This window comes from Burkholderia sp. BE17 (assembly GCF_009362305.1).
GTDB lineage: Bacteria > Pseudomonadota > Gammaproteobacteria > Burkholderiales > Burkholderiaceae > Burkholderia > Burkholderia pyrrocinia_C.
This window is the reverse complement of record NZ_WHNU01000001.1, coordinates 419,774-443,639: the sequence shown is the minus strand read 5'-3', so window position 1 is coordinate 443,639 and position 23,866 is coordinate 419,774. Positions and strand designations below refer to the sequence as shown.

Annotated in this window: 20 protein-coding genes and 1 other RNA gene; 9 read left to right on the top strand and 12 right to left on the bottom strand. The window is 67.0% G+C overall.

Translation table 11 applies throughout. From position 1 onward, the window contains the following. Positions 1–4 precede the first annotated feature (4 nt). A complete protein-coding gene (locus GD429_RS02090) occupies positions 5–685 on the bottom strand; it encodes a GntR family transcriptional regulator (protein ID WP_152855441.1) in 681 nt (226 codons plus the stop codon). Between the two features lie 279 nt (positions 686–964). On the opposite strand from GD429_RS02090, the gene GD429_RS02080 reads away from it, so the two are divergent. Continuing rightward, complete coding sequence (locus GD429_RS02080; protein WP_152855440.1) at positions 965–2,149, top strand: gamma-glutamyl-gamma-aminobutyrate hydrolase family protein; 1,185 nt, start codon at positions 965–967, stop codon at positions 2,147–2,149. A 115-nt stretch (positions 2,150–2,264) separates the two neighbouring features. After that, positions 2,265–2,954, top strand: a complete 690-nt coding sequence (locus GD429_RS02075; protein ID WP_152855439.1) for a DUF2968 domain-containing protein — start codon at positions 2,265–2,267, stop codon at positions 2,952–2,954. Positions 2,955–3,033: 79 nt separating this feature from the next. Here GD429_RS02075 and GD429_RS02070 read toward each other — a convergent pair whose 3' ends face one another. Together GD429_RS02070 and GD429_RS40240 are read right to left on the bottom strand one after the other, a co-directional pair. Continuing rightward, positions 3,034–3,687 carry a hypothetical protein gene (locus GD429_RS02070; protein ID WP_227791516.1) on the bottom strand — a complete coding sequence of 218 codons (654 nt, stop codon included), beginning with the start codon at positions 3,685–3,687 and terminating at the stop codon, positions 3,034–3,036. A gap of 518 nt (positions 3,688–4,205) precedes the next feature. Further along, positions 4,206–4,352, bottom strand: a complete 147-nt coding sequence (locus GD429_RS40240) for a hypothetical protein (RefSeq protein ID WP_175945770.1) — start codon at positions 4,350–4,352, stop codon at positions 4,206–4,208. Here GD429_RS40240 and GD429_RS02065 point away from each other — a divergent pair. Beyond that, complete coding sequence (locus GD429_RS02065) at positions 4,351–5,646, top strand: MFS transporter (protein WP_152855437.1); 1,296 nt, start codon at positions 4,351–4,353, stop codon at positions 5,644–5,646. The two genes, GD429_RS40240 and GD429_RS02065, sit on opposite strands and share 2 nt — an antisense overlap. 84 nt (positions 5,647–5,730) lie before the next feature. On the opposite strand, the gene GD429_RS02060 is transcribed toward GD429_RS02065, so the two are convergent. After that, positions 5,731–7,569 carry a tetratricopeptide repeat protein gene (locus tag GD429_RS02060; protein WP_415748920.1) on the bottom strand — a complete coding sequence of 613 codons (1,839 nt, stop codon included), beginning with the start codon at positions 7,567–7,569 and terminating at the stop codon, positions 5,731–5,733. 139 nt (positions 7,570–7,708) lie between these two features. Between GD429_RS02060 and GD429_RS02055 the strand changes: the two genes are divergently transcribed. Further along, positions 7,709–9,355 (top strand): FAD-dependent monooxygenase, encoded by a 1,647-nt coding sequence (locus GD429_RS02055; RefSeq protein WP_152855435.1) that lies wholly within the window; start codon positions 7,709–7,711, stop codon positions 9,353–9,355. A gap of 8 nt (positions 9,356–9,363) precedes the next feature. On the opposite strand, the gene GD429_RS02050 is transcribed toward GD429_RS02055, so the two are convergent. Genes GD429_RS02050 through GD429_RS02035 form a run of 4 tightly spaced genes read right to left on the bottom strand, consistent with a single transcriptional unit; the run spans position 9,364 to position 14,666 of the window. Beyond that, positions 9,364–9,615 (bottom strand): formate dehydrogenase subunit delta, encoded by a 252-nt coding sequence (locus GD429_RS02050; protein ID WP_152855434.1) that lies wholly within the window; start codon positions 9,613–9,615, stop codon positions 9,364–9,366. 7 nt (positions 9,616–9,622) lie between these two features. Further along, complete coding sequence (gene fdhF, locus GD429_RS02045) at positions 9,623–12,574, bottom strand: formate dehydrogenase subunit alpha (protein WP_152855433.1); 2,952 nt, start codon at positions 12,572–12,574, stop codon at positions 9,623–9,625. Positions 12,575–12,591: 17 nt separating this feature from the next. Then, a complete protein-coding gene (locus GD429_RS02040; RefSeq protein WP_152855432.1) occupies positions 12,592–14,169 on the bottom strand; it encodes a formate dehydrogenase beta subunit in 1,578 nt (525 codons plus the stop codon). Next, positions 14,166–14,666, bottom strand: a complete 501-nt coding sequence (locus GD429_RS02035; RefSeq protein WP_152855431.1) for an NAD(P)H-dependent oxidoreductase subunit E — start codon at positions 14,664–14,666, stop codon at positions 14,166–14,168. Before GD429_RS02035 ends, GD429_RS02040 begins: the two co-directional genes overlap by 4 nt. A gap of 131 nt (positions 14,667–14,797) precedes the next feature. Between GD429_RS02035 and GD429_RS02030 the strand changes: the two genes are divergently transcribed. The 3 genes from GD429_RS02030 to GD429_RS02020 all read left to right on the top strand — a co-directional run bounded on the left by GD429_RS02030 (position 14,798) and on the right by GD429_RS02020 (position 17,007). Next, entirely contained in the window at positions 14,798–15,904 is a 1,107-nt protein-coding gene (locus GD429_RS02030; RefSeq protein ID WP_152855430.1) for a substrate-binding domain-containing protein, read from the top strand. A gap of 101 nt (positions 15,905–16,005) precedes the next feature. After that, positions 16,006–16,275, top strand: a complete 270-nt coding sequence (locus GD429_RS02025; protein ID WP_152855429.1) for a hypothetical protein — start codon at positions 16,006–16,008, stop codon at positions 16,273–16,275. 378 nt (positions 16,276–16,653) lie between these two features. Continuing rightward, positions 16,654–17,007 carry a DUF4148 domain-containing protein gene (locus GD429_RS02020; RefSeq protein ID WP_152855428.1) on the top strand — a complete coding sequence of 118 codons (354 nt, stop codon included), beginning with the start codon at positions 16,654–16,656 and terminating at the stop codon, positions 17,005–17,007. Positions 17,008–17,281: 274 nt separating this feature from the next. Here the strand turns inward: GD429_RS02020 and ssrA are convergent. The 4 genes from ssrA to ompA all read right to left on the bottom strand — a co-directional run bounded on the left by ssrA (position 17,282) and on the right by ompA (position 19,918). Beyond that, positions 17,282–17,651: a transfer-messenger RNA gene (ssrA, locus tag GD429_RS02015) on the bottom strand. A 17-nt stretch (positions 17,652–17,668) separates the two neighbouring features. Continuing rightward, entirely contained in the window at positions 17,669–18,385 is a 717-nt protein-coding gene (gph, locus tag GD429_RS02010; RefSeq protein WP_152855427.1) for a phosphoglycolate phosphatase, read from the bottom strand. Between the two features lie 13 nt (positions 18,386–18,398). Further along, positions 18,399–19,097 carry a bifunctional 2-polyprenyl-6-hydroxyphenol methylase/3-demethylubiquinol 3-O-methyltransferase UbiG gene (gene ubiG, locus GD429_RS02005; protein ID WP_152855426.1) on the bottom strand — a complete coding sequence of 233 codons (699 nt, stop codon included), beginning with the start codon at positions 19,095–19,097 and terminating at the stop codon, positions 18,399–18,401. Positions 19,098–19,249: 152 nt separating this feature from the next. Beyond that, positions 19,250–19,918, bottom strand: coding sequence for an outer membrane protein OmpA (ompA, locus tag GD429_RS02000; RefSeq protein WP_006400736.1), 669 nt, complete (start codon positions 19,916–19,918; stop codon positions 19,250–19,252). A gap of 548 nt (positions 19,919–20,466) precedes the next feature. On the opposite strand from ompA, the gene gyrA reads away from it, so the two are divergent. Next, a complete protein-coding gene (gene gyrA / locus GD429_RS01995; protein WP_152855425.1) occupies positions 20,467–23,070 on the top strand; it encodes a DNA gyrase subunit A in 2,604 nt (867 codons plus the stop codon). An 83-nt stretch (positions 23,071–23,153) separates the two neighbouring features. Then, on the top strand, positions 23,154–23,753 hold the full coding sequence (locus tag GD429_RS01990; RefSeq protein WP_021157463.1) for a DUF2059 domain-containing protein: 600 nt from the start codon (positions 23,154–23,156) through the stop codon (positions 23,751–23,753). Positions 23,754–23,866: the final 113 nt, after the last annotated feature.

Below are 23,866 nucleotides of genomic sequence, written 5' to 3'. Positions count from 1 at the left end.
CGGCTCAGGGGCGAAGATGTTGAAGAAGCGTGGAGCGGAACGAATCGATATGGCCTTCGACGGCCGCGCGCGCGCCGGCGGCGTCGCGCGCGGCAAGCCGTTCGAACAGTTCGCGATGCTCGTGCTGGACGTCGGCGAGATGGTGAGGTTCGGACAGCGTGACGAACCAGAAGCGCAGCGAGCGCTCGTGCAGCGCGCGCAGGATCTCGGCGAGGACCGCGTTGCGCGCGGCCGCGGCGATCGCCTGATGAAACGCACGGTCGAGTTCCATCATGCCCTCGACGTCGTGCGTGTCGACGCAGGCCTGCCCGTCGTCGAGCAGCGCGGCCATGCGCGCGAGATCGTCGGGCGTCGCATGGCGCGCGGCGAGTTCGGCGCAGTGCGCTTCGTTGATGCGCCGTACGTCGATCACCGCGACGATGTCGTCGAGCGACAGCGGCTGCACCATCAACCCCTTGCGCGGCATCACGGACAGCAATCCTTCGAGCACGAGCCGGTGCACGGCCTGGTGTACCGGCGTGCGGCCGATCCCCGTGCGCGCGACGAGGTCGGCTTCGTTGAGCGCGGCGCCCGGCTTCAGGCGCATCGTGATGATGTCGCGCTGGATCAGCGCGTAGGCGCGGTCGGCGAGACTGATCGCCGACGCGGCGGGCCGGTCGCGGGTGACCTCGGTCAGGGCATTCATGGGGGTTGCGGCGCGGCGGCCGGACGGGGCGCGATCATGGCGCGGGCGATCGGGAAGCGTGGACGATGCGTGGATATTATTGTGATATATCACTGATGTCCAGTGCACGCGGCCACGGGGTGGTGGCGCCGGCACGCGAACGGGGCGCTCCCCGGTGCGGCCTGCCACCGACTTGCAACAATATCGACAGGATGTTGCAGGTTTACCGCGCGATCGTGCGCTGAAGCATAATGAATCCTCGTTTATCCATACGCGTGAGCGACGTACCAGACCATCGTCATGAGCGAAAACACGCTTTCCCCGGCCGGTCTGCCCGGCACCTCTTCCGCTTCTTCCGATTCTCCCCGTCCCGATCCGGCGAAAACGCCCGGTGCGCCGGTAGCGCAGGCCGCCGCGCAAAACGTTGACGTGGACGGCGCGTCGCCGGTCACGGCCGCATCCGAGCCCGGTGCGCCGGGCGCGACGGGTGCCGCCGGCGATGGTGCCGCTGCGCCGCCGAAGCCCGGCTCGCCGCCGCCCGGGTTCGGCGCGCCGCCGGATTTCGATACGCCGCGGCCGCCGCCCGCGAGCGCGCAGAATGCGCCGCCGGCCTACCTGAAGCAGAGCGACACGCCGTGGTCGGTGTTCGGCCGGATCATCGCGGCGCGCGCGCGTCGGCTGTTCGACCGCGCGGGCCAGCGCATCACGCAGCGCACGCTGCGCATCGGCGTGTCGGCGCGGATCTTCCATCCGGAACCGGGCGCGAAGGGGCTGCGGGGCAAGACGCTGCAGTATCTGGAGGAATCGATCGCACACTGGGTGATGTCGCGCGACGTGCTCGTGTTCATGATTCCGACCGTCGGCCACCAGGGCATGATTCACCCGAGCAACATCCGCCTGCGCGACTACGCGAAGCATCTCGACGGCCTGCTGCTGCAAGGCGGCGCCGACGTGTCGCCGCAAACCTACGCGGCGTCGGACGCCCGCCCCGAATGGCCGGGCGACCGCGTGCGCGACATGTATGAGCTCGAGCTGCTGCACGAGTTCGTCGAGTCCGGCAAACCCGTTCTCGGCGTCTGTCGCGGCTGCCAGTTGATCAACGTCGCGTTCGGCGGCTCGCTGTACCAGGACATCGCCACCGATGTACCGACCGCGAATGCGCACGTGAGCGAGCATTACGACCAGCATCGCCATGCCATCCGCTTCCCCGACTCGTCGACGCTCGCGAGCATGTTTCCCGGGCGCAGCGAAGCGATCGTCAACTCGATCCACCACCAGGCGATCCGCGATCTCGGCCGAGATCTGAACATCGAGGCCGTGTCGGCCGGCGACGGGATCATCGAGGGCATTCGCCATCGGCGTTCGCCGTTCGTCGTCGGCGTGCAATGGCACCCCGAGTTTCATCGCGCGGGCGGTTCGGAGCTGCTCGACTGCACGCCGCTGCTCGATGCGTTCCTGCGCGCGGCGCGCGAAACCCGCCTGTAGCACGCCACGTTCTTCGTATCGCACGAAGGCCGGCCGCATCCCGATAAATTCGAGATGCGGCCGTTTCGTTTTGAACGATAATCGCGAGTCCCGATTCGTTCGCCGGAGTCTGACGTTGGCTTTCCGAAATTTTTCCCCTGCACGATGCGCAACGTGGATCGTTGCACTGGCCGCCTGCGCTCAAGCGGGTGCGGCCTGGTCCGCCGACGCGACCGCGCCGGTCGCCGGTACGCGCCCGGCGGTCACGAGCCTGAGCGGCGATGCGGCGCCGGCGGCATCCGCGTCGGACGCAAGCGCGCAAGGCAACGTCGCCGAGTTGACGCAGATGCTGCACGACGGCCGGATCGTCGAGATGCGCACGACGTACAACGGCAGCTACGGCGCGAGCCTGATGTTCGATCCGCGCGAGATGACGTACTACGTCGCGCTGTTCCAGGACAAGCATTTGTGGCGCGTGATCCGGTCGCAGGAGAAGGGTCGCGCGGAGATGGTGTATGCGAACTTCGTCCAGCAGACCGTGCAGCTCGCGGATATCGAGATCCGCCGTACCGAGCTGCAGGCGCAGAAGGTGTTTCTCGAACGCGTAATCGCGCTGCAGGCGAATCGTGCGCAGCAGTCGCAGGCCGATCTGAGCGTGGCGCGCAGCCAGCAGGCCGAAGTCGCGCAGCGGCAGAAGTCGGCACAGGAGCAGGCGCAGGCGCTGCAGGTCGAGAAGCGGGCCGCGCAGATGCAGTTGCGCGATCTGCAGGAGCAGGTGCGGCAACTCGAGAAGCAGACCGAGACGGGGCTGCCCTCGCACAAATAACGATTCGTCAGACGGACGGCGAGATAGACGAGCGAAACCCGGCGAAGCGATCTTCGCCGGGTTTTTTGTTGGGCGGCCGTCAGCGCGCGAACGCGTCCGGTGCGTCGGTCACGCGGCGGTGGGACAGTTGCGACGTCCAGTCGAAGCCGGCGGCCGGCGCAGGCGCCGGACGGGCAGGCTGCGCGCCGCGCAGCGCGTTTGCCATTGCGATCAGCGGGAGCGGATCGTCGAGCGTGTCGCGCGCATCGCGTGTGTCCGGTGCGTGCGGTGCGTGCGGCGGTGAGGCGAGCAGATCGCGTGTGCGGGCGTTGGCTGTATCGCTCAGGGCTGGCGGACGTGCAGCCAACCGCGGCATGGTCGGTGACCGGGTCGGTGCTACCGTCGTGCGCGTGATGCCTGTTCGACGTGGCAATGCAGTGGCGGTGCGCTGCACGTCGGACGTTGCCTTCGGGCGAAGCGACGCAGGACGAGGCGCGGCGTGGTGCGTGGCCGGTGGAGATTCTGCAGTTTTCGCGACAGGTGTCGCCACCGTGCGCTGCGGTGAAGTGTCTGTCGACGTATCGGACTGAACCGCGGCAACCCGCACGGTACCGGTCGATGACGTGGCGTGGTCCGTTGCAATGCCGACCATCTGGATCGTGTGCGCAGGCTCGAAGACCGTGGGCGGTTCGTGCGCGGCGATCAGCCAGCCGATGATGCCGAACGCGCCGATGCTCCAGCAGATTGCGTACATCGCGCGTCGGTCGCGAGAGCCTGGGACGGTACGCCGGAAGCGCGTGCCGGCAACGGCAGCCGGCATGACCGGTGCCCCTGCCGAGTTCGGCAACGCCGCCGCTACGGGCCATGGTTGCCATCGGCACGCGCGGTGCGGCCGGTCGACGTCGATGCAGGACGTCGTCAGTGTGGCGAGGCAGTGCTTGCCGGGCCGTGCACCGGGCGCGCCGCGAAAGGTCCATTCGCGACCGAACGGCGGTACGTGATCGAGCGGGGCTGCGCGAGGGCGGGCGAGCGCGCCTTCGACGGGGACAAGGGGCGATGGGGTCATGAGGGCGGTGCGCCGTGCGACACAGGTAACCGTGCCGGTCGCGGCGCGGGAATCTCGTCGCAAATCGTGACATTGTGGTCAGCCGGCGAGAACTGGTCGATCAGATCAATCTGATTTTCGCGTCCGTTTCGGGGCGACTCGTACGAGTCGAATGCCGCGGCGACGGCAGCAGGGCATCACAAGGCAAATGTCGGCCTGGCGTGGCATCATTCGCGGACCATGCCGGTGCGCGCGTCGTCGTGCGGCGCGCCGCCGGCGGGCAGCGATGCCCGTGTGCGCCGGCCCGGCGCCGCGAGCGTCGTCGGATTCATGCGGCGCGGATTCGCGCCATCCGAGCTGAGTGAGAAAAACATGTCCACAGCGTCACACGCCATCGCACAGGAATCGAAATTCCGCACCGTATTCCGGGTCGTCAGCGGCAACTTCCTGGAAATGTACGACTTCATGGTCTACGGGTATTACGCGTCGGCCATCGCGAAAACCTACTTCCCGAGCGGCAACGCATTCGCGTCGCTGATGCTGTCGCTGTCGGTGTTCGGCGCGGGCTTCCTGATGCGGCCGGTCGGCGCGATCGTGCTCGGCGCGTACATCGACCATCACGGCCGCCGCAAAGGGCTGATCCTGACGCTCGGGCTGATGGCGCTCGGCACGCTCACGGTGGCCTCGATACCCGGCTACGCGACGATCGGCGTGCTCGCGCCGGTGCTCGTGCTGCTCGGGCGGCTGCTGCAGGGTTTCTCGGCGGGCGTCGAACTCGGCGGCGTGTCGGTCTATCTGTCGGAGATCGCAACGAAGGGCCACAAGGGCTTCTATACGTCGTGGCAGTCGGGCAGCCAGCAGGTAGCCGTCGTGTTCGCCGCGTTCGTCGGCGTGCTGCTGAACCGCGCGCTGCCGGCCGAGGAGATGACCGCGTGGGGCTGGCGCATTCCGTTCCTGATCGGCTGCCTGATCGTGCCGTTCCTGTTCCTGATCCGTCGTTCGCTGAAGGAAACGGACGAGTTCCTCGCGAAGCGCCACCGCCCGTCGATGGGCGAGATCATGCGCTCGATGCTCGACAACTGGGGCATCGTGGTTGCCGGCATGGGGATGGTGATCATGACGACGGTGTCGTTCTACATGATCACCGCGTACACGCCGACGTTCGGCAAGGAAGTGCTGCACCTGTCGTCGCTCGACGCGCTCGTCGTGACCGTCTGCGTCGGCATCTCCAACCTCGTGTGGCTGCCGCTGTCCGGCGCGCTGTCCGACCGTATCGGCCGCCGCCCGGTGCTGATCGCGTTCACGGTGCTGACGCTGCTGTCGGCTTACCCGGCCGTGCTTTGGCTCGTCGGCGATCCGTCGTTCCTGCGGCTGCTCGCGGTCGAGCTGTGGCTGTCGTTCCTGTACGCGTCGTACAACGGCGCGATGGTCGTCGCGCTGACCGAAGTGATGCCGGCCGATGTGCGCACGGCCGGCTTCTCGCTTGCGTACAGCCTGGCGACGACGATCGGCGGCTTCACGCCGGCAATCTCGACGCTGCTGATCCACCAGACGGGCAACAAGGCGGCGCCGGGGCTGTGGCTGAGCGTCGCCGCGATCTGCGGGCTGATCGCGACGCTCGTGCTGTACCGCACGCCCGACGCGCGCAACCAGTACAAGGCGGCCTGACAGGCGCCCGCACATCGCGCGGCGCCGGCCGCATGCATCGCATTGAAAAAGGGAGCGCGCTGCGCTCCCTTTTTTCGTCTGCGTTCAGGCTTCGCGCAGCTTGCCGGCAACCGCGGCCGCCACGTCGGGCCATGCTCCCGGTGCGGGCTGGCGGGTGATCCTGGCCTGCGGATACCACGGGCAGTCGTCGCCGGTGAACCAGCGCCAGTCGGGTGCGAACGGCAGCATGACCCACAGCGGCTTGCCGAGGGCGCCCGCGAGGTGCGCGACTGCCGTATCGATCGTGACGACGCCATCGAGCCGCTCGATCAGCGCGGCCGTATCGGCGAAGTCGTTCAGCCGGCCGTCGAGGCGATGCACGCGCGGATGTGCGTCGACACGCGCACGTTCGTCGTCGTCGAGCGCGGGCTGCAGCACGATCCAGTCGATGTCCGGCAGCGCGAGCAGCGGCGCGAGCGCGTCGAACGGCATCGAGCGGTTTTCCTGCGCCTGCCGGCGCCCCGACCACGCGAGGCCGAACTTGCGCTTCGATTGCCCGCCGAGCGAGCCGCGAAAGCGCCGGCGAGCGCCGTCGGGCGCGTCGAGGTAGCGCGAGCCGCCGACGATGTCCGCCGGCTGAAGCCCGAGCAGGAACGGCAGGCTCATCAGCGTGCAGGCGACGTCTGCTTCCGGTGGCCTTGCGGCGCCCTGCGCGACGAGCGTCACGCGCCAGCGCGATGCGGCTGGCGCCAGCAGCGGGACGAGTTCCGGCTGGACTTCGAGCACGACGCGCGCGCAGCGTGCGCGGGCAAGCGGCACGAAGCGGACGAACTGCAGCGTGTCGCCGAACCCCTGTTCCGCGCGGATCAGCAGCGTGCGCAACGCAATCGGCTCGCCTTGCCAGCGCGGCAGCGTGCCGAGCGGTATCGCGCCTGGCGTCTCGTGGCGCGCTTCGTACGCAGGCAGGCCGCGCGTGAAGTCGCCGAGCGTCAGCAGCGTGACCGCGCGGTGCAGCCGCGCGAGCGTGAGATCGGGTTCGACGCGCAACGCCTGGTCGAATGCGCGCAGCGCCATCTCGTGCGCGCAAAGCGCGTGATGCGCGTTGCCGAGGTTCAGCCACGCCAGGCTGAACGACGGATCGAGACCGACGGCGCGCTCGTAGTAGGGCAGCGCGTCGCGGTGACGCGCCTGCGCGCACAGTGCGTTCGCGAGCCCGAACAGCGCAAGCGGGAACGGCGGATGCAGCGCGAGCGCGGCTTCGAACGAGGCGGCCGCCTCGGCATGCCGGCCGACCGCATCGAACGTATTGCCGAGATTGAAATGCGCGGCGACGAAGCGTGGCTGCGCGGCGATCGCGGCCTGGAAGTGCGCGATCGCGTCATCGGCGCAGCCCATCGCGTTCAGTGCCATTGCGAGGTTGTTGTGCGCGCCCGCATGCCCGGGCCGCAGCTCGAGCGCGCGCCGGAACGCGGCGAGCGCGTCGTCGTGGCGGCCGAGCGCGTTCAGCGCGTTGCCGAGATTGTTGTGGATCGATGCGTCGTCGGGCGTGAGCCGGAGCGCGCGGCCGAACGCGTCGATCGCATCCTCGTGGCGCTGCAGCGCCGCATACGCGTTGCCGAGGTTGTAGTGCGCGAGCGGAAATTCGGGCGCGAGCGTCAGCGCGTTGCGAAAGCGGTCGATCGCATCGTCGAGCCGGCCGAGCGCCTTCAGCGCGTTGCCGAGATTGAGCTGCAGCGCGGCATCGTCCGGACGCAGCGCGACAGCGCGGCCGACGAGATCGGCCGCCTCGGCGTGCTGGCCCTGCTGGTGCCGCAGCACGCCGAACAGATGCAGCGCGTCTGCGTCGGCGGGGTTGGTGGCGAGCGCGGCGCGATAGCCGTGCTCAGCCTCGGCGAGGCGGCCCGCGCGGTGTGCTGCATACGCTCGGTCGAATGCGGAATCCATGACGCGAAAACTGGCGGAAAGCGCGTATTTTCCCACACCGCGCATGGGTGTCGCGCTTTGGCCGGTCGGCATATGGCCCCGTGACGCGTAGCGGCGTAGACTTGCAGGGTCGCGTGTCATCGAGGTCATCGAGGTTCTCATGGCTGGCACACTGCTCGATATCCCGCCCGTGCTGATCGTCGGCGCGGGGCCGACCGGCCTTGCCGCGGCGATGAGCCTCGCGCGGGCCCGCGTGCCGGTGCGCATCATCGACCGTCTCGCCGCGCCCGCGCCGCATTCGCGCGCGATCGGCATCCAGGCACGCACGCTCGAACTGCTGGAGCAGCATCGCGCGGTCGAGCCGTTTCTCGCGCTCGGCCATCGCGCGCATGCGGCCGCGCTGCATGCCGACGGCCGCGTGATCGCGCGGCTCGACTTCGATCCGCTGCAAACGCGCTACCCGTATCTGCTGTTTCTCGACCAGAGCATTACCGAGCGGCTGCTCGCCGAGCACCTGGCCGGGTTCGGCGTGACGGTCGAGCGCGGCGCGACGCTGACCGCGTGCGATGCAGGCGGCACGTCGCTCGACGTGACGATCCGCTGCGCCGACGGTCGCGACGAATCGTTCGCGCCGTCGTACCTGATCGCCGCCGACGGCGCGCACAGCACGGTCAGGCATCTGCTCGGCCTGGGCTTTACCGGGCAGGCGTTCGAACAGACTTTCCTGCTCGCCGATTTCGCGGCGATACCCGACTGGCCGGACGAAGAGATCCACCTGTTCACGACGCCCGAAGGCATGGCGGGCCTGTTTCCGATGGGCGGCGGCCGTTACCGGCTCGTCGCCGACCGGCCGCCCGGCAGCGATGCGTCGCCCGATGCGCCGACCCCGTCGCTTGCTGATTGCGAGGCGATCGTGCGCGCACGCGTCGGCGCGTCGATCGCACCGAGCGATCTCGCGTGGTCGTCCTATTTCCACCTGCACAGCCGGATGGTCGACCGGCTGCGTCACGGCCGCGTGTTTTTCGCGGGCGACGCCGCGCACGTCCACAGCCCGGCCGGCGCACAGGGCATGAACACCGGCATCCAGGAAGCGTTCAATCTGGGCTGGAAGCTTGCGCGCGTGCTCGGTGCGGGCACGCCCGAACGGCTGCTCGACACGTATCACGCCGAGCGTCATCCGATCGAGCGCGACGTGTTGCGGCAGACCGGTTTCATTACGCAGATCGTCGAGGCGGACCGCGGCGCGATGAAGCTGCTGCGCGATCATGTCGTGCCGCTGCTGGTGTCGTTCGGGCCGATGCGCGACGCGGTGCGGCGTACGGTCAGCGAGCTCGGCGTGCAGTACCGGAAGAGTCCGCTCACGCTGGAGCGCGTGCTCGACGGCGGCCCGCGCGCGGGCGAGCGGGCACCCGACGCACTCGTTCACGTGCTCGACGGCCCGCTCGGTCAGGCGCCGGGAACGGCGCGGCTATACGATCTGCACGATCCGGCGAGCTTCACGCTGCTGCTGCTGGAAGAGCCGGCGAATGCCGACACCGGCGCTGCGCCGCCGCTGGCGGCCGATGCGCAGGCGCTCGTGCAGGGGCTCGAACGGATCATGCCGGGCGCGGTGCGCGTGTGGCGGATGACCGATGCCGAAGGCGACGGTGCCGCCGGGCTGGCGCAGGAGTACGGCCGTTCGCGGCCGTCGTTCTATCTGTTGCGGCCCGACGGGTACGTCGCCGCGCGCGGGCGCACGGTGACCGACGCGAACGCGCTGCTGCGCCACTGCGAAAACTGGTTCGCGGGCATGTCGGTGTCCGGGTAGCAGCGTCGTCAGGCGGTCGCCGCGGCAGGAACGAGCGACGCGCGGTGCGCGGCGATCGCGTCGCGCACGATCGGTGCCGCGCGTTGCGCGCCTTCGCCCGACGGATCGTCGAGCGCGGCGAGCAATGCGCGGCGCATCCGCGGCTCCCAGAAGCGCCGGATATGCTCGGCGATACCGGTCAGCGCTTCGTCGCGATCGGGCATCGATTCGAAGAATGCGCCGATCTGGTTGGCCATGTCGATCAGGTGGTCGTTGTCCATCGCAGCCTCACTTGCCTGTCGTCACGGTGTCGGGCGTGCTCGCGCGGCGCTCGAGCAGGTCGATCTGCTCCGCGTTGAAGCGCGCGTATGCGCGCTGCCATTCGGACGGCTGCGCAACCGGCAGCACCTGCACGGCCGTCACCTTGTATTCAGGGCAGTTCGTCGCCCAGTCGGAGCTTTCCGTCGTGATCACATTCGCGCCCGATTCGGGGAAGTGGAACGTCGTGTACACGACGCCCGGCTGCATGCGTTCCGTCACGAGCGCGCGTAGCACCGTCTGCCCGGCACGCGATTCGATGCCGACCCAGTCGCCGGTCCGGATGCCGCGATCCTGCGCGTCGTGCGGATGAATCTCGAGGCGATCCTCTTCATGCCACCGGACGTTCTCGGTCCGGCGCGTCTGCGCGCCGACGTTGTATTGCGACAGGATGCGGCCCGTCGTCAGGATCAGCGGATAGCGCTGCGTGACCTTTTCCGGCGTCGGAATGAACTTGGTGATCACGAACCGGCCCTTGCCGCGCACGAACTCGTCTATGTGCATCGTCGGCGTGCCTTCCGGCGCGTGCTCGTTGCACGGCCACTGGATGCTGCCGAGCGCGTCGAGCTTCGCGTACGACACGCCCGAGAAGGTCGGCGTGAGCCGCGCGATCTCGTCCATGATTTCCGACGGGTGCGTGTAGTGCATGTCGTAACCGAGCGCTTGCGACAGCAGCAGCGTCACCTCCCAGTCCGCGTAGCCCGCGAGCGGCGGCATCACCTTGCGCACGCGCGAGATGCGGCGCTCCGCGTTCGTGAACGTGCCGTCCTTCTCGAGGAACGTCGAGCCCGGCAGCAGCACGTGCGCATATTTCGCGGTCTCGTTCAGGAAGATGTCCTGTACGACGATGCATTCCATCGCCGACAGCGCGGCCGCGACGTGCTGCGTGTTCGGATCGGACTGGACGATGTCCTCGCCCTGGCAGTAGAGCCCCTTGAAACTGCCGTCGAGCGCGGCGTCGAACATGTTCGGGATGCGCAGCCCCGGTTCCGGCTGCAGCTTGGCCGACCACGCCTGTTCGAACTGCGCGCGCACGATCTCGTCACTGATGTGCCGGTAGCCGGGCAGTTCATGCGGGAACGAGCCCATGTCGCACGAACCCTGCACGTTGTTCTGGCCGCGCAGCGGATTGACGCCGACGCCTTCGCGACCGATGTTGCCGGTTGCCATCGCGAGGTTCGCGATGCCCATCACCGTGGTCGAGCCTTGCGCGTGTTCGGTGACGCCCAGCCCGTAATAGATCGCGGCATTGCCGCCCGTTGCATAGAGGCGCGCGGCGGCGCGTACCAGCTCGGCCGGCACGCCCGTCACGTCGGCGGTGGCCTCGGGCGAATTGTCGTCGCGCGACACGAAGTCGCGCCATTGCTCGAACGCGCGCGTCTCGCAGCGCTCGGCGACGAACGCGTCGGCAACGAGCCCTTCGGTGACGATCACGTGCGCGAGCGCGTTGACGATCGCGACGTTGGTGCCGGGGCGCAGTTGCAGATGATGCGTGGCCTTCACGTGCGGGCCGTCGACGACATCGATGCGGCGCGGGTCGATCACGATCAGCTTCGCGCCTTCGCGAACGCGCCGCTTCAGCCGCGAGCCGAACACCGGGTGGCCGTCGGTCGGGTTCGCACCCATCACGACGATCACGTCGGCCTGGTCGACCGATGCGAACGTCTGCGTGCCGGCCGATTCGCCGAGCGTCGTCTTGAGGCCATAGCCGGTCGGCGAATGGCACACGCGCGCGCAGGTGTCGACGTTGTTGTTGCCGAACGCGGCACGCACGAGCTTCTGCACGAGGTAGGTTTCCTCGTTCGTGCAGCGCGACGACGTGATGCCGCCGATCGAATCGCGGCCGTACTTCTGCTGCAGCTTGCGGAATTGCGTCGCCGCGTAGGTGAGCGCTTCGTCCCAGCTCACTTCGCGCCACGGGTCGGTGATCTTCTCGCGGATCATCGGCTTCGTGATGCGGTCCTTGTGCGTCGCGTAGCCCCACGCGAAGCGTCCCTTCACGCACGCGTGGCCCTCGTTCGCGAGGCCGTTCTTGTTCGGCGTCATGCGCACGACCTGAGTGCCCTTCATCTCGGCCTTGAACGAGCAGCCGACGCCGCAGTACGCGCAGGTCGTGACGACCGAGTGTTCGGCCTGCCCGAGCTGCACGACGGATTTTTCCTGCAGCGTGGCCGTCGGGCATGCGGCGACGCAGGCGCCGCACGACACGCATTCCGATGCCATGAACGATTCGCTTTCGCCCGCGGCGACGCGCGATTCGAAGCCGCGCGCGGCGATCGTCAGCGCGAACGTACCCTGGGTTTCCTCGCACGCGCGCACGCAGCGGTTGCAGACGATGCACTTCGACGGGTCGTACGTGAAGTACGGGTTCGATTCGTCCTTGCGGTCGTTGAGGTGATTCGCGCCATCGAAGCCGTAGCGCACTTCGCGCAGCCCGACGACGCCCGCCATGTCCTGCAGCTCGCAGTCGCCGTTGGCGGGGCAGGTGAGGCAGTCGAGCGGATGGTCGGAGATGTACAGCTCCATCACGTTGCGGCGCAGCGACTGCAGCCGGTCCGACTGCGTGCGCACCTTCATGCCCGCTTCGGCCGGCGTCGTGCACGACGCCGGATAACCGCGCCGGCCTTCGATCTCGACGAGGCACAGCCGGCACGAGCCGAACGGCTCGAGCGAATCGGTCGCGCAGAGCTTCGGGACGTTGACGCCGGCTTCGATCGCCGCGCGCATCACCGACGTGCCGGCCGGTACCGTCACCGGCTGGCCGTCGATTTCGAGCGTGACGTCGGTATCGGCATGCCGTTGCGGCGTGCCGTAGTCGGTATCGTCGAACGGGTCGCGGGCGCGCGCCTGTGCGGCGCTCTTGCATGCGCATTGGCCTGAGCCGCAGCCGCCTTGGCGGACGTTGTTCGTGTCGAGGGACATGCAGGGCTCCTTCTGGGTCAGGCCGCAGCCTTGACCGGGCTCGACGCGGCATCCTTGCCGCCAGCGAGCCCGAAATCTTCGGGGAAATGGTCGAGCGCGGACAGCACCGGGTAGGGCGTCATCCCGCCCATCGCGCACAGCGAACCGGCCAGCATCGTGTCGCACAGGTCGCGCAGCAGCGTGACCTGCCGCTCCGACGTGTCGCCGTGGCGGATGCGCGCGATCGTCTCGACGCCGCGCGTCGAACCGATCCGGCATGGCGTGCATTTGCCGCACGATTCGATCGCGCAGAACTTCATCGCATATTCGGCAAGCTCGGCGAGGTTCGACGTGTCGTCGTGCAGCACGATGCCGCCGTGGCCGACCACCGCGCCGATCGCCGTGTACGCCTCGTAGTCGAGCGGCACGTCCCACTGATGGTCGGGCAGGTAGGTGCCGAGCGGGCCGCCGACCTGCGCGGCGCGTGCGGGCCGGCCGCTTGCCGTGCCGCCGCCGAAGTCGAACAGCAGCTCGCGCAGCGTGACGCCGAACGCGAGTTCGACGAGGCCGCCGTGACGGATGTTGCCGGCCAGCTGGAACGGCAGCGTGCCGCGCGAGCGGCCCATTCCGAAATCGCGGTAGAACGCGGCGCCGCGCGCGAAGATCACGGGCGCCGTCGCGAGCGTGATCACGTTGTTGATCACGGTCGGCTGGCCGAACAGGCCGGCGAGCGCGGGCAGCGGCGGCTTCGCGCGCACGACGCCGCGCTTGCCCTCGAGCGATTCGAGCAGCGCCGTTTCCTCGCCGCACACGTACGAGCCCGCGCCTTTCGCGACGTGCAGCTCGAATGCGTGCGCGGAGCCGAGCACGCGTTCGCCGAGCCAGCCGGCTTCGCGCGCGCGGACGATCGCGGCTTCGAGCGTCGCGATCGCGTGCGGGTATTCGCTGCGCACGTAGATGTAGCCGACCGTCGCGCCCGTCGCGATGCCGGAGATGATCATCCCTTCGATCAGGCAGTACGGATCGCATTCCATCATCAGGCGGTCGGAGAACGTGCCCGAATCGCCTTCGTCCGCGTTGCAGACGATGTACTTCTGCGTGGCGCTCGCGTGCCGGACCGTGCGCCACTTGATGCCGGCCGGGAATGCCGCGCCGCCGCGGCCGCGCAGCCCCGATTCGATCAGCATTTCGCACGCGGCGTCGCCGTCGAGCGCGAGCGCGTTCTTCAGGCCGGCCAGGCCTTCATGCTGCAGGTAGTCGTCGATCGACAGCGGATCGGTCAGGCCGATGCGCGCGAACGTGAGGCGCTGCTGGCGCGCGAGATAGGGCAGCGCGTCGACGACGCCGACGCCGCTCGGATGCGCGCCGCCTTCGAGCCAGTTTGCGTCGAACAGGGCCGGCACGTCGGCGGCCGACAGGTTCGCATAGCCGACGCGGCCGGCGGCCGTGCCGACCTCGACGAGCGGCTCGAGCCACAGCAGCCCGCGCGAGCCGTTGCGGACCAGTTCGATCGCGACGCCGCGCCGTTCGGCTTCCGCGACGATCGCGGCGGCGAGCGCGTCTGCGCCGAGGGCCAGCGCGGACGAATCGCGCGGGACATAGATGCGGGTCGTCATGCGGCCTCCGGCGTGTGGGCGACGGCATCGGCCAGCAGTGCGTCGAATTTCTCCGGCGTGACCTTCGCATGCAGCACGCCGTTGACCGTCAGCGACGGCGACTGCGCGCACAGTCCGAGGCAGTAGACCGATTCGAGCGCGACGGCGTCCGGCGCGTGCGCATCCGCGGCATCGCCGTGCGCTGCGTCGAACCGGCAGCCCGTGCGGGCTTCAGCGTGCGCGGCGAGCGTTTCGCAGCCCATGCTGCGACACGCTTCGGCGCGGCACATCTGGATCGTCACGCGGGCGGGCGGCGCCGTGCGGAAGTGGTGATAGTAGGTCAGTACGCCGTGCACTTCCGCACGCGACAGGTTCAGCGCCCTGGCGAGCGGCGCGACGCAGCCCGGCGGCACGTAGCCCGCGTCGTCCTGGATCGCATGCAGGATCGCGACCAGCGACCGGCCGGTGCGCGCATGGCGCTCGACGAGCGCGTCGGGCGCATGGGAATTCGGGGACATCGGTTATGCTCCTCCAAAGTCTCATATGCGCTCACTATTCATATAGTGTGCATCGCGACTTCGTTCAGATTGATTTTCATCAACGATAAGCGGAAGATTTCGCAGTCGCAATAGGAAATCGGAGTACATAATTGGTTCGAATCGAATGCGACGCGTATCTGACCGTACGCGACACGGAAGGTCGCACGGCCAGCTTGTCGGACGTCGCGCCCTTGCTGGAACTCGTGGCCGATACGGGCAGCATTGCGCAGGCTGCCCAGGCAAAGGGGCTGTCGTACCGGCACGCGTGGGGCATGCTGCGCGCGCTGGAAGCATGCATCGGCGGGGAGTTGATCGAAACCGCGCGCGGCAAGGGATCGACGCTGTCGGCGCTAGGGCAGGCGGTTGTCGACGCGCAGCGCCTTGCGCGCAGCCGCCTCGACGGGAGCCTGCGTGCGCTCGCGGCCGAGGTGGCCAGCGATCTGAACCGGCGGCTCGCGCAGCGTGACGGCGCCTTGCGTATCCATGCGTCGCACGGTTACGCGGTCGCGACGCTCGTGTCCGCGCTCGTCGATACGCAGGCGGCCGTCGACATCAAGTATCGCGAGAGCGTCGAGGCCGTGCAGGCGCTCGCACGCGGCGAATGCGACCTGGCCGGTTTCCATCTGCCGCGCGGCGCGTTTCGCGCTCAGTGCGCGCAGATCTATCGGCCGTGGCTCGACGACACGCGCCACGTGCTGATTCACCTGACGCGCCGCCAGCAGGGGCTGTTCGTGTCTCGCGGCAACCCGAAGCAGGTCCGCGGGCTCGCGGACCTCGCGCGCAATGACATCCGCTTCGTCAATCGGCAGCCGGGGTCGGGTACGCGCATGCTGCTGGATCTCGCGCTGCGTGCGATCGGCATCGATCCCGAGCGCATCGACGGTTATGCGTCGGCCGAGCTCACGCATTCGGCGATTGCGGCGTTCGTCGCGAGCGGGATGGCCGATCTCGGCTTCGGCGTCGAGCCGGCCGCCCGTCATTTCGGGCTCGATTTCATCCCGGTTGTCGACGAGGACTATTACTTCGCGTGCGAACGCGCGCGGCTCGACGCGCGGCCGCTCGCCGGCGTGCTGGCACTGCTGCGCGATGCACGCTTCGTCGAGCGCGTCGCACATCTCGACGGCTACGATCCGGCCGCATGCGGGACGCTGACGAGCATTGCGACGGGGCTGGCCGGCGGCGACGGCACGAGCGCGCCGGACGGCAATTCCCGGTAACGGGGACACGATCGAAGCGCGCTGCAGCAGCGGGGGATTTGCGCTACGCTTGGCGTTTGATCAACGTTCCAACAAGCACGCCGTTCAGGCGTCATCCCGCCATGAAATTTTCCGTTTCCCTCACCGCGGCAGCGTTGACCGCGGGGCTTCTGGTCGCTGCTTCGCCGTTTGCGTTCGCGCAGAATTCCCCGGGCGTGCCCGGCGGCATCCTGAGCGAACAGTTTCGCCTGAACGAGCATCCGCAGATGCCGTTCGCGGCATCGGCGCCGTCGCAGAAATACCAGGGCAGCAAGAAATCGGCATTGCGTCGCAAGGGCGACCTGGGCGACCCGAACGGCTGCAACCTGAAGTGCCCGATGGATACTCAGTAACGCTTGGGCAGGCGTGTTTGCGCCGTCGTCGTGCGGCGCTGACTCGGTAGGCGGGTGGTGATGGGCACGCGCATATCGGCTTGACCGTCTGACCGGCGCGAATGCATGAATCCCGTGCAATACCATTCGAGCCCCGCGAAGCGTTGTCGCTTCGCGGGGCTCGTGCTTTCAGGCGAGTCGTCATGCGGCGCGATGCCGGATGAAGCAGCGTTCGCGAATCGCCGGCCCGGCAGGTTATCTAGGGTTAACCCGTAAATCAGGAAGGATGTCTTCCAGAAACCTGCCTTATTCTTAAGCATCCGCCTACATAAACTTCGGTTTGTCGGCGCTGAACAAGGTGTTCAGCGCGAAAACAGGCAAATCTGGAGGTAGGTCATCATGAAGTCGCTCGTTCAAGCTGTTGTCGTTGCCGCCGCTCTCGTTGCCCCGGTCGTGTCGTTTGCCCAATCGGGTTCGACGATCACCCGCGCGCAGGTCCGTGCCGAGCTGGTTCAGCTCCAGCAGGCCGGTTACAACTCCGCCCGCGGCGAAGATCCGCACTATCCGGAAGCAGTCCAGGCCGCAACGGCGCGTGTTGCGGAGCAGCAGCGCAGCGCACTGGCGCAAGCACAAGGCGCTGACGCCAGCGGGTACGGCGCGCAGGCACAGGGCGCATCGGCATCGGGTTCGCATGCAATAGGCGTGCGTCCGGCCAGCGCTGAAGAAATGAAGTCGCTGTATCGCGGCAGCTAAGTCGCGCATTGCCCGGTGTGCTTGAGCGCAGGGTGCGACGACAAGTCGCGCGCTGCGCCGGGTAATCGGGCTGGCCGCTGCCCGGCACGACCGATGATTGCGCGGGCGCGGTAGAACATCCGTCACCTCCTGTCGCCGGAACACCGGCGGCATTCCGCCTGGCCCGTCCGTGGCTGGGCGCTTTTTCGGAAGGAGAGCGGCGTGAGCGTTTCGCCGGCAACAAAAAACCCCGCAGACTTGCGTCATGCGGGGTTCGTGCGGCGAGCGCGGAATTTGGTGGAGGCGGCGGGAATCGAACCCGCGTCCAGAAGCGCTCCACGACTAGTTCTACATGTTTAGTTCAGTCATTTGATTTAACCGCAGCGACGCGGACGAACACGCTGCACTACGGCGATTCACTAGTTTTTCGACCCTGGCGTCGCGACGCCGACAGGGCTTAACTGACGTAAATGACCTCTGGCGGTATTGCTACCGGTCTTGCGACACTAGCCCGTCAGTGAACTAGGCAGAGGACGGCGGCCGTTAGGCTGCCAGTGCGAACGTATCGTCGTTTGCAGTTACGATTTTCCCATTGATTAACGAGGTGACGGGTCCTCGACATGCCCTAGCCGCTTCACAACCCCTGTCGAAACCAGGTCGCCCCCGCGGATCAGATTGATCATTATAGCCCAACATCGCGCAGCAGTTCGCGTAGTTCCTGCGTCGTGTCGACCAGATGCTGGGCCTGCCAGTCGGCCGGCGCGGCGCCGTCGCCGCAGTAGCCGTACGCGGCCGCGACCGTCGCCATGCCGGCGGCGCTGCCGGCCTGAATGTCGCGCAGGTCGTCGCCGACGTAGACGATGCGCGCCGGCGCCAGCGTCAACTGGTCGGCCGCGTGCAGCAGCGGAGCGGGGTGCGGCTTCGAGTGCGGTGTTGTGTCACCCCCGACGACGCAGGCCGCGCGCGGAGCAAGGCCGAGCAGGTCGACGAGCGGCGCCGTGAGCCGCATCGCCTTGTTCGTGACGATGCCCCAGCGCACGCCGCGCGCATCGAGTTCGTCGAGCACGTCGCCGATGCCGGGGAACAGCGTCGTTTGCACGCAGATATCCGTCGCGTAGTTGGCCAGGAACTCGTCGCGCATCGCTTCGTAGCCGGACGTGCGCGGATCGATGCCGAACGCACCGCCGAGCAGGCCGCGCGCGCCGGCCGAGGCCAGCGGCCGCAGCACGTCGAGCGGCGTTTCGGGCAGGCCGCGTGCGCGCTGCATCTTGTTGACGGCAGCCGCGAGATCGGGTGCCGTGTCTGCAAGCGTGCCGTCCAGGTCGAACAGCACGGCATCGCAGTGCAGCAGGCGCGGTTCGTCGAGTGCGGCTCGCGCGGTCGAAAGGGGAGTCGTCATGCCGGTCGGAGGGTCATGCGCCGCGGCGGCACGCGACGAGGTAGTTGATGTCGGTGTCGTTCGACAGCGCGAAGCGCTTGCCGATCGGGTGATACGTGATGCCCTTGATCTCCGCGACGTGCAGATCCGTCGCACGCACGAAGCCGGCCAGTTCCGACGGGCGGATGAAGCGCGCGTAGTCGTGCGTGCCCTTCGGCAGCATTTGCGCGATGTACTCCGCGCCGATCACCGCGAACAGGTAGGACTTCAGGTTCCGGTTCAGCGTCGAGAAGAACACCCAGCCACCGGGCTTCACGAGCGTCGCGCACGCGGCGACGACATCGCCGGGCGACGGCACGTGCTCGAGCATCTCCATGCACGTGACGACATCGTAGGTGCCCGGCTCGCGAGCGGCGATCGCTTCGGCGGCGATCGCCTCGTAGTCGACCGCGATGCCGCTTTCGAGGCTGTGCAGGTCGGCGACGCCGAGCGCTTCGGTCGACAGGTCGATACCTTTCACCTGGGCGCCGAGTCCGGCCATCGATTCGGACAGGATGCCGCCGCCGCAGCCGATGTCGAGCACGCGCTTGCCGGCCAGGTGCGCATGCGCGTCGATCCAGCCGAGCCGGACCGGGTTCAGGTCGTGCAGCGGCTTGAATTCGGCATTCGGGTCCCACCACCGATGGGCGAGGTCGCTGAATTTCTGGAGTTCGTGCGGATCGGCGTTGGTCATGTCGGCAAACGGGCTACGGAAGGAGGGCTGTGCTGCGGTTCGTCAGCCCCGAGTATATAAGCGGGCGGACGACGAGGCCAGCGAGCGCCCGGACGGGCATCAATGAAAAAGCCCCGCCGGAGCGGGGCTTTGAAGCAGTCGAAAACCGCGGCTTACTGCGCCGGAACGGTCGTCTTCTGGACTTCTTGCGTACCAACCACTTCGACTTCCACGCGGCGGTCCGGTGCGAGGCAGGCGATCAGCTGCTTGCGGTTCTTCTGGTTGCAGCCAGTCGTAACCGGGTTGCGCTTGCCCTTGCCTTCCGTGTAGATCTTGTTGGCCGGCACACCCTTGCTGACCAGGTACGACTTCACAGCCTGCGCACGGCGCAGCGACAGACGATCGTTGTACTTGTCCGAACCGATGCGGTCCGTGTAGCCCGTTGCGACGACCACTTCCGTGTTCATGCCCTGGATCTTCGAAGCCAGTTCGTCCAGCTTCTGCTTGCCCAGCGGCTTGAGTGTTGCCTTGTCGAAGTCGAACAGGGCGTCAGCTTGATACGTGATCTTCTGGCTCGTGATGGCCGGAGCGACCGGAGCGACCGGCGGCTGCGGTGCCTGGGCGACCAGTGCGCCATCGCACTTCGCGTTGGCGGTGGCCGGCGTCCAGAACGCATCGCGCCAGCAGAGCTCGTTCGTGCCGTTCATCCACACCCATTCGCCCGTGCCGTTCACCCAGTTGTCATTGACGGCTTGACGCGACGCCGGCACCGACTGTGCCGAAGCGGATGCAGCCATAACTGCGGTAGCTGCAATGAACGCGAGCTTTGAAAGTTTATTCATATTTCTCCTCTCGAAATTGAGATTACCGCAGGTTTACTGCGAGCCTGTTGACGGTGACAAGTCATACATTGCTCGAAGTATAACATTGGTGCGGCACAAAAAACGCGGCACCGCTCTGTGTAGACTTCGAGCAGCGTCTAACTTTCAGTGCGTTGGCATTTTGCCATATCGTTCCCTTCCTACGAAAAAAAATCCTCCCCACCCTAAGATCCCCTCAACTTTGTGGTGCATGCGCAACACCCGCCTGCCGCAACTTTTAGAGATTGTCAAGGGCGTGTCGGCGAAATTGCGCGGATGCGTGCATCAGTTTACTCGCGCGCGTGAAACAAACCGGGCGGGATCGCCGGTAAACCGGGCGCGATCAACGGTGGCGTCGAGTCGCATGCGATTCCGGCCGGTTCGCGGCCGCCGCGATTTTCGCTATTTATATATAGAGGGGGAGGCGAATTTGCGGCTGATGGGCGCATGTTAGAATCTCGCGTTGCGTTGCGCATGCAGCGCCCACGCGAAAGGCGTTCGCCGTCTTCGCTCCGAAACGATACGGATACATGGATCAATTCGCCAAAGAGACCCTGCCCACCTCCCTAGAGGAGGAAATGCGCCGTTCGTATCTCGATTACGCGATGAGCGTGATCGTCGGACGTGCCCTCCCGGATGTCCGCGATGGCCTGAAGCCCGTGCACCGGCGCGTGTTGTTCGCGATGCACGAACTGAACAACGACTGGAACCGCGCGTACAAGAAGTCGGCGCGTATCGTCGGTGACGTGATCGGTAAGTACCACCCTCACGGCGACACCGCGGTCTACGACACGATCGTGCGGATGGCGCAGGACTTCTCGCTGCGCTACATGCTGATCGACGGGCAGGGCAACTTCGGCTCGATCGACGGCGACAATGCCGCGGCGATGCGTTACACCGAAATTCGCATGGCGAAGATCGGTCACGAGCTGCTCGCCGACATCGACAAGGAAACGGTCGATTTCGAGCCGAACTACGACGGCAACGAAATGCAGCCGTCGGTCCTGCCGTCGCGCATTCCGAACCTGCTGATCAACGGCTCGTCGGGCATCGCGGTCGGCATGGCGACCAACATCCCGCCGCACAACCTGAACGAAGTCGTCGACGCGTGCCAGCACCTGCTGAACAACCCGGCAGCGACGATCGACGAGCTGATCGAGATCATCCCGGCGCCGGACTTCCCGACGGCGGGCATCATCTACGGCGTCGCCGGCGTGCGCGACGGCTACCGCACCGGGCGCGGCCGCGTCGTGATGCGCGCGGCCACGCACTTCGAGGAGATCGACCGCGGTCAGCGGATGGCGATCATCGTCGACGAGCTGCCGTACCAGGTGAACAAGCGCTCGCTGCTCGAGCGGATCGCCGAGCTCGTCAACGAGAAGAAGCTCGAAGGCATCTCCGACATCCGCGATGAGTCCGACAAGAGCGGCATGCGTGTCGTGATCGAGCTCAAGCGCGGTGAAGTGCCGGAAGTGGTGCTGAACAACCTGTACAAGGCGACGCAGCTCCAGGACACGTTCGGCATGAACATGGTCGCGCTCGTCGACGGCCAGCCGAAGCTGCTGAACCTGAAGGAAATCCTGCAGTGCTTCCTGTCGCATCGACGCGAAGTGCTGACGCGCCGCACGATCTACGAACTGCGCAAGGCCCGCGAACGCGGCCACGTGCTCGAAGGTCTCGCGGTCGCGCTCGCGAACATCGACGAGTTCATCGCGATCATCAAGGCTGCGCCGACGCCGCCGATCGCCAAGCAGGAGCTGATGGCGAAGCCGTGGGATTCGTCGCTCGTGCGCGAGATGCTGACGCGCGCCGAGAGCGAGAACGCGGCGGCCGGCGGCCGCTCCGCGTACCGCCCGGAGGGCCTGAACCCGGCGTTCGGCATGCAGGGCGACGGGCTGTACCGTCTGTCCGACACGCAGGCCCAGGAAATCCTGCAGATGCGCCTGCAGCGCCTGACCGGCCTCGAGCAGGACAAGATCATCGGCGAGTACCGCGAAGTGATGGCGCAGATCGCAGACCTGCTGGACATCCTCGCGCGCCCCGAGCGGATCACGACGATGATCGGCGAGGAACTCACGTCGGTGAAGGCCGAATTCGGCGACGCGCGCCGCTCGAAGATCGAGCTGAACGCGACCGAGCTGAACACCGAGGATCTGATCACGCCGCAGGACATGGTCGTTACGATGTCGCACGCGGGCTACGTGAAGTCGCAGCCGCTGTCCGAGTACCGCGCGCAGAAGCGCGGCGGTCGCGGCAAGCAGGCGACGCAGATGAAGGAAGACGACTGGATCGAGACGCTGTTCATCGCGAACACGCACGACTACATCCTGTGCTTCTCGAACCGCGGCCGCGTGTATTGGGTCAAGGTCTATGAAGTGCCGCAGGGCTCGCGCAACTCGCGCGGCCGCCCGATCGTCAACATGTTCCCGCTGCAGGAAGGCGAGAAGATCAACGTCGTGCTGCCGGTCAAGGAGTTCTCGGCCGACAAGTTCATCTTCATGGCGACGTCGCTCGGCACCGTGAAGAAGACGCCGCTCGAAGCATTCAGCCGTCCGATGAAGAAGGGCATCATCGCGGTCGGCCTCGACGACGGCGACTTCCTGATCGGTGCGTCGATCACCGACGGCGCGCACGACGTGATGCTGTTCTCCGACGCCGGCAAGGCCGTGCGCTTCGACGAGAACGACGTGCGTCCGATGGGGCGCGAGGCGCGCGGCGTGCGCGGCATGCAGCTCGAGGACGGGCAGCAGGTCATCGCGATGCTGGTCGCGGGCAGCGAGGAGCAGACCGTGCTCACCGCGACCGAGAACGGCTACGGCAAGCGCACGCCGATCACCGAGTACACGCGTCACGGCCGAGGCACGAAGGGTATGATCGCGATCCAGACGTCCGAGCGCAACGGCAAGGTCGTGGCCGCGACGCTCGTCGACGCCGAGGATCAGATCATGCTGATCACGACGGCCGGCGTGTTGATTCGCACCCGTGTTTCCGAGATTCGCGAGATGGGGCGTGCCACGCAAGGTGTTACACTCATCAGTCTCGATGAGGGTACCAAGCTCTCCGGCCTGCAGCAGATTGCGGAGGCCGATGAGGGCGATGGCGAGGCCGACGAGGCGTCGGACGGCGAAGCCTGAAGAACGGATGAGACTCTGGCCGCCGCGGGCGTGAAGCGCCGCGGCCGGCGAGCAACCATTCATATTTCCAAAAGGGAGTGATGATGCAAAAGCAATTCAAGCAACTGGTCCTGCTGGCTGCACTGGTGCCGACGTTCGCGATGGCGCAAGCGCTGTCGAATTCCGCACCGGCGCCCGCCGCGGCAGCTGCGCCGATCGACGCCGACAAGAAGGCAGCGATCAAGGATCTGCTCGACGCGATCGACGCGCCGAAGCTCGTGTCGGCAATCGGCAACAGCGCCGAAATGCAGGCCAAGCAGCTCGTGCCGGCGATCCTGTCGGACGCGCTGTCGGAAAACAAGACGCTGAACGACAAGCAGAAGCAGGCTGCCGTTCCGACGCTGCAGAAGAACGCGGTGCCGAAGCTGGTCGACGGCGCGGGCAAGGTGTTCGGCACGCAGCAGTTCCAGAACGACGCGATGTCGGCTCAGTACGACGCATACGCGAAGTACTACAGCACGTCGGAGATCAAGGATCTGACGACGTTCTACAAGAGCCCGACGGGCCGCAAGTTCATCCAGGTTCAGGATCAGGTCGGTCGCGACGTGGTCAACGGCCTGATGCAGAAGTACATGCCGCAAGCGATCCAGGCGACGCGCACGCAGGCTGACAAGGAAGTCGCAGCAGTCAAGCCGGGCAAGTAAGGCGTCCCGGCACGCCCCCGGCCGTTCGGCCGGGTTTGGCGGGAGCCTGACGACAGTGCGATAATGGCCGTTTGCGCGCGAGCGCAAGCGGCCATTCCTATTTTGGCGCGGCT

Coding starts and splice junctions, on each gene's coding strand:
- GD429_RS02020 (WP_152855428.1), top strand. CDS start 16,654: ATGAAGTCGCTCGTTCAAGCTGTTGTCGTTGCCGCCGCTCTCGTTGCC.
- GD429_RS02090 (WP_152855441.1), bottom strand. CDS start 685: ATGAATGCCCTGACCGAGGTCACCCGCGACCGGCCCGCCGCGTCGGCG.
- GD429_RS02055 (WP_152855435.1), top strand. CDS start 7,709: ATGGCTGGCACACTGCTCGATATCCCGCCCGTGCTGATCGTCGGCGCG.
- GD429_RS02060 (WP_415748920.1), bottom strand. CDS start 7,569: ATGGATTCCGCATTCGACCGAGCGTATGCAGCACACCGCGCGGGCCGC.
- GD429_RS02080 (WP_152855440.1), top strand. CDS start 965: ATGAGCGAAAACACGCTTTCCCCGGCCGGTCTGCCCGGCACCTCTTCC.
- GD429_RS02070 (WP_227791516.1), bottom strand. CDS start 3,687: ATGTACGCAATCTGCTGGAGCATCGGCGCGTTCGGCATCATCGGCTGG.
- ompA (WP_006400736.1), bottom strand. CDS start 19,918: ATGAATAAACTTTCAAAGCTCGCGTTCATTGCAGCTACCGCAGTTATG.
- gph (WP_152855427.1), bottom strand. CDS start 18,385: ATGACGACTCCCCTTTCGACCGCGCGAGCCGCACTCGACGAACCGCGC.
- GD429_RS02035 (WP_152855431.1), bottom strand. CDS start 14,666: ATGTCCCCGAATTCCCATGCGCCCGACGCGCTCGTCGAGCGCCATGCG.
- GD429_RS01990 (WP_021157463.1), top strand. CDS start 23,154: ATGCAAAAGCAATTCAAGCAACTGGTCCTGCTGGCTGCACTGGTGCCG.
- GD429_RS02065 (WP_152855437.1), top strand. CDS start 4,351: ATGTCCACAGCGTCACACGCCATCGCACAGGAATCGAAATTCCGCACC.
- GD429_RS02025 (WP_152855429.1), top strand. CDS start 16,006: ATGAAATTTTCCGTTTCCCTCACCGCGGCAGCGTTGACCGCGGGGCTT.
- GD429_RS02040 (WP_152855432.1), bottom strand. CDS start 14,169: ATGACGACCCGCATCTATGTCCCGCGCGATTCGTCCGCGCTGGCCCTC.
- GD429_RS40240 (WP_175945770.1), bottom strand. CDS start 4,352: ATGTTTTTCTCACTCAGCTCGGATGGCGCGAATCCGCGCCGCATGAAT.
- ubiG (WP_152855426.1), bottom strand. CDS start 19,097: ATGACCAACGCCGATCCGCACGAACTCCAGAAATTCAGCGACCTCGCC.
- fdhF (WP_152855433.1), bottom strand. CDS start 12,574: ATGTCCCTCGACACGAACAACGTCCGCCAAGGCGGCTGCGGCTCAGGC.
- GD429_RS02050 (WP_152855434.1), bottom strand. CDS start 9,615: ATGGACAACGACCACCTGATCGACATGGCCAACCAGATCGGCGCATTC.
- gyrA (WP_152855425.1), top strand. CDS start 20,467: ATGGATCAATTCGCCAAAGAGACCCTGCCCACCTCCCTAGAGGAGGAA.